Here is a 3,285-nt window from a genome sequence, read left to right as displayed (position 1 = left end):
GGGGCGGGGCCGCGGGTCGGGGGCGCGGCGGGGGGCGGGGCCGCCTGGCGAGGCCGGGCGGCCGGAGGAGGAAGCCGGGCGGCCGGGAGAGGCGCCGCCGCCGGAGGGGGCGGGGCGGCCGGACGGGGGCACGCGGCCGGAGCCGCCGCGCGCGGACGCCCCGGCGCGCGGCGCGTCGGCGGAGGGGCGGCGGCCGGGGCGCGGGGGGCGGGGCACTCGGGAGTCGTCCACGTCCGCTCCTCACCGCTCCGAGGGCAGGGGCGCGGGGACGGGGGCGGGCCCGGCGTTCGCGGCCCGGGCCGGGGCGGGGCCGGCCGTGGACGGGGCGGCGGAGGGCGGGCCCGCGGGCCCGGCGGTGACGGGCTGGGCGGCGGGCGCCCCGGTGCGTGGCGAGGGCGCGGCGGAGGGCGGCCGGGGCACGAACGTGGACAGCGCGGCGGCCGGGCTCGCCGAGGCCGAGTGGCCGGGCACGCCCTTGACGTCGCCCTCGGGGGTGAGGAACGCGGGGTTGCCGCCGGGCACCATGCCCAGCTCCCTGGCCCGCTCGGCGAGCGCCCCGGGGTCGGAGTGCTCGTCCACCTCCTGCTGGAGCGCCTGCTCCTCGTCGGTGAGCTGCCTGGTCTCCTTCTCCAGCCGGCTGAGCTGGAACGAGCCCTGGTTGACCGCGGAGTTCAGCACCAGCAGGCCGATCAGGCCGGAGGCCAGCAGCACCACGATGAGCAGCACGAACGGCGTGCGCGCCGCGCTGGTGGTGCCCGAGGGCAGCAGGCGGCCCAGCCGCCCGTTCCTCCTGCCGGCGGGGCCGTGGCCCGCCGCCGCGGGGGTGGTCCTTGGTTGCGTCACGTCAGCTCCGTCACGTTCTGCGCCGTCACCGTCGGTCCCGTCGCGTCCGGCCCGCTCGCATGCGGCACCGTCGCATGCGGCACCGTCGCATGCGGCACCGTCACGGTCGGCCCCGTCACGAGGCGTCCTCGCGGACGCGCTGCGCCGCGCGGAGCCTGGCGGGCGCGGCCCTGCTGTTCTCGGCGACCTCCCGCTCCGTGGGCAGCTCGGCGCCGCCCCGGGTGAGCAGCTTCAGCCGGGGCTGGTACTGCTCGGGGACGAAGGGGAGCCCGGGCGGCGCGGTGGAGGCGGCTCCCGCGGCGAGGACCTGCTTGACCAGCCGGTCCTCCAGGGAGTGGTACGACAGCACGACGATGCGCCCGCCGACGGCGAGGGCGTCGACCCCGGCCGGGATCGCCCGCTCCAGCACGGCGAGCTCCTGGTTCACCTCGATGCGCAGCGCCTGGAAGGTGCGCTTGGCGGGGTTGCCGCCGGTGCGCTTGGCGGCCTGCGGGAGCGCGGAGCGGATCAGGTCCACCAGGCGCGCGCTGGTGGTGAACGGCTCGCGCTGCCGCTCGCGCACCACGGCCTCCACGATCCGGCGGGCGTTCTTCTCCTCGCCGTAGGCGCGCAGGATCCGCACCAGCTCGCCGGGCGGGTAGGTGTTGAGCACCTCGGCGGCGCTGATCCCGGTCGTCTGGTCCATCCGCATGTCCAGCGGCGCGTCGCGGGCGTAGGCGAAGCCGCGCTCCTCCTCGTCCAACTGCATGGAGGAGACGCCGAGGTCGAACAGCACGCCCTGGACGCGGTCGACGCCCAGGCGGTCCAGCACGCGGGGCAGCTCGTCGTAGACGGCGTGCACCAGCGTGGCCCGCTCCCCGAACGGGGCGAGCCGCCGCCCGGCCAGCCCGAGCGCGTCGGTGTCCCGGTCCAGCGCGACGAGCCGCGCCCCGGGGAAGCGGGTGAGCAGCGCCTCGCTGTGGCCGCCGAGGCCGAGGGTGGCGTCCACCACGACGGCGCCGGGAGCGGCCAGCGCCGGGGCGAGCAGGTCCAGGCAGCGGTCGAGCATGACCGGTACGTGCGCGGGCACGGTCAGCACCCCTCCCACCCTCCGGAGCGGGGCCCCTGCGGGTGCCGGGGCGCGGGGAACGCGGTGCTGGGGGATGTCACTTGATGCCCTTTCCGAACGTGCCCCGCCGGTGCCGTGGCACCCGGGCGGGTCCGGGCGGCTCCCGGTGCGGGACGTAACCCTGGGTCCCCGCCCGCTCATGATGGGGAAGTGGCCCTCTGGCACCGGGGAAGGTGTGCCAGCGGGCGGGTGAGCGGGAGGAGGCCGAGCGTCACGTACCGGCCGTGCAGGGAGGCGGCCCGGGGCCGGTCACAGTAGTCCGGGAAGCACCTCCTGCGACAGCTCCGCGAACGTCTCGTCCTGGGCGGCGAGGTACTGCCGCCAGGCGGTGGAGTCCCACACCTCGACGCGGGTGTTGGCGCCGATGACGGTGCAGTCGCGGCGCAGCCCCGCGTACTCGCGCAGGGCGGGCGGGACGATGATCCGGCCCTGCCGGTCCGGCACCTCGTCGCTGGCCCCGGCGAACAGCACCCGCATGTAGTCGCGGACCGGCTTCTGCGTCACGGGGGCCTGGCCGAGCCGCTCGGTCACCGCGCGGAACTCGGCGACCGGCCACACGTACAGGCAGCGCTCCTGCCCCTTGGTGATGACCAGGCCGTCGGCGAGCTGCTCCCGGAACTTCGCGGGCAGCACCAGGCGGCACTTGTCGTCCAGCCGCGGCTCGTAGGTCCCCAGGAACACTGGCACCTCCGGCGGCGGATAGGGGGCGAGGACGGCGGGTCGTGCGGTGGTGCGGGTCTCGGTGGCGCGGGTCTTCGTGGTGCTGGTCTTCGTGCGGGGCGGGCTGGTGCGGGGCGGGTGGTGCGGCCGGTCGCGCCCCGGCGGTCCCGGCGCGGCGGTCCCGGCGCGGCGGCGGGCCCCGGCGGAGCCCGTCCGGGCGGGGCGTCCGGCTCCGGCCCGAGCCCTCGGGGGCGCGGGGACGGGCGGACGCGTCCGGGCGCGGGCCACCCGGCGGGGACTTCTCACCGGGCCTCCCACTTCGCGCCACTTTACTCCACCGCGCCCCACCGTCAACCGAAGGCGACGGCTTCCGATGGCTCACTCGGGTGATAAAGCAGCAGGCCAGAGCGGTCGCGCCGGACAAGCAGACCGCGACCGCGGCGCCGCGCGACCGACGCGCGCCGGGTCTTCACCCCCCATTCACCTGAACGGCGCAACCCGCGGCCGAGGACGGCGACACACCGCCGCGGGATGTGGCGTGCCTCACTGCACCGCCCGGTTGACCGGTATGCCCTTCCTCACGGCGCGGCCCGCGCGCCGCCGACGGCTACCTTTGAGGCATGCCGATACCTCCCGCGCCGCCGGCGAAGGGCTCCGCGCGCGCGGAGCCCTTC

Annotated in this window: 4 protein-coding genes and 1 pseudogene; all 5 read right to left on the bottom strand. The window is 77.4% G+C overall.

The window, feature by feature from the left end:
• Positions 1 to 231 (bottom strand): annotated as a pseudogene (locus ACYVO2_RS37160) (hypothetical protein); the annotation flags it as partial.
• A gap of 9 nt (positions 232 to 240) precedes the next feature.
• Positions 241 to 843 carry a septum formation initiator family protein gene (locus ACYVO2_RS37155; RefSeq protein ID WP_461012546.1) on the bottom strand — a complete coding sequence of 201 codons (603 nt, stop codon included), beginning with the start codon at positions 841 to 843 and terminating at the stop codon, positions 241 to 243.
• A complete protein-coding gene (locus ACYVO2_RS37150) occupies positions 840 to 962 on the bottom strand; it encodes a hypothetical protein (protein WP_461012545.1) in 123 nt (40 codons plus the stop codon). The genes ACYVO2_RS37155 and ACYVO2_RS37150 overlap by 4 nt, the downstream gene beginning before the upstream one ends.
• Positions 959 to 1,921 (bottom strand): 16S rRNA (cytosine(1402)-N(4))-methyltransferase RsmH, encoded by a 963-nt coding sequence (gene rsmH / locus ACYVO2_RS37145; protein WP_461012544.1) that lies wholly within the window; start codon positions 1,919 to 1,921, stop codon positions 959 to 961. The genes ACYVO2_RS37150 and rsmH overlap by 4 nt, the downstream gene beginning before the upstream one ends.
• Before the next feature lie 279 nt (positions 1,922 to 2,200).
• On the bottom strand, positions 2,201 to 2,632 hold the full coding sequence (mraZ, locus tag ACYVO2_RS37140) for a division/cell wall cluster transcriptional repressor MraZ (RefSeq protein WP_461012543.1): 432 nt from the start codon (positions 2,630 to 2,632) through the stop codon (positions 2,201 to 2,203).
• Between the last annotated feature and the right edge of the window lie 653 nt (positions 2,633 to 3,285).

The sequence above is a fragment of the Streptomyces capparidis genome, from assembly GCF_054782095.1.
Note: the sequence above shows the minus strand (reverse complement) of the source record. Positions and strands in the feature narration are given on the sequence as shown.